General features: G+C 55.1%; 1 protein-coding gene and 1 pseudogene. Both read right to left on the bottom strand.

Going from position 1 to position 929, the window contains the following annotated elements; genetic code table 11:
* Positions 1-206, bottom strand: a pseudogene (locus OQK_RS01000) (hypothetical protein); the annotation flags it as partial.
* Positions 207-748: 542 nt separating this feature from the next.
* Positions 749-929: hypothetical protein (locus OQK_RS30905; protein WP_038860221.1), on the bottom strand; the 181-nt coding region annotated here is incomplete at its 5' end.

The raw sequence follows: 929 nt of genomic DNA on the forward strand, positions 1-929 counted from the left end.
CCGTGGCCGCGGCGGTACATCTTCAGGCGGGCCAGCAGGTTCTGGTGGTTGCGGTCGAACTCTTCCTCGCCAGCATGGGGCGACAGGCAGTCGATGTGTACCTGGCCCGACTTGCTGATCCAGAGAATATGGCTGTCGTGGCTGTCTTTCTGCGCCGCGAACATACGCGCCAGTTCTTCAATGGTGGGTTGATTGTTCAGATTCATTGTTATGCCCCTTGACCAGTCTGGTGATCTTTCAAAGTTGATTCGCTAATACAGGTAGCCCATCGGTTAGTTGATCCCTGGCACCGAAACCAGGACGTCAGCGCTCGCCCGTATGAAGTACGGGGTCGTGCATCTGTTGCATGTAGTCTTGTTGAATAACTGCTACGCAATAGCGTCACAACGAGGAGAAGCAGCGAAAACCGGGAGGCTCCTTGACGACAATCCAGTGTCGGCCACAAGCGTCTTGAGAATTTTCGCCAGCGCTTCTCGTCCTTGTACTGGACGTTCAGGCCAGGTCAGCTTCTTCAATCTGCCTTGTGGGCAGCGTGTATCCGGAAAAAACAACTCGGCGGTCAGACGAGTTTGCTCAAGCGTGTTACCAGTGCTCCCGATCGGGGAACGTCTTCATCATGCAAAAGCAAAACGATGCCGTCAACGGTTTTGTAGTGATTATTTTCAAGCACTACATATTGTCGGACAAAGCTGTTTTGGAATGAGAAAAGATCCGTTTCAGCAACGTAGAGAAGGGAACCTCAAGGGATTCATCGAGTCGCCGGTCGCGCCGTGCGTTTGCGCGTACCGGCGGTTTTGCTGGCCGTCGACTTGCGCTTTTTCTTCCACGGCGCTGCGGCTTTGCCGGCTGGCGGCGGGCCGCTGATGGTCAGGCTGAGAGCTGAGCAGCGGCTGACCTGCTTGCTCATCCACGCAGCCTGTTTGGTGACG

This window comes from Pseudomonas sp. R62, assembly GCF_000257605.1.
GTDB classification, from domain to species: Bacteria; Pseudomonadota; Gammaproteobacteria; order Pseudomonadales; family Pseudomonadaceae; genus Aquipseudomonas; species Aquipseudomonas atacamensis.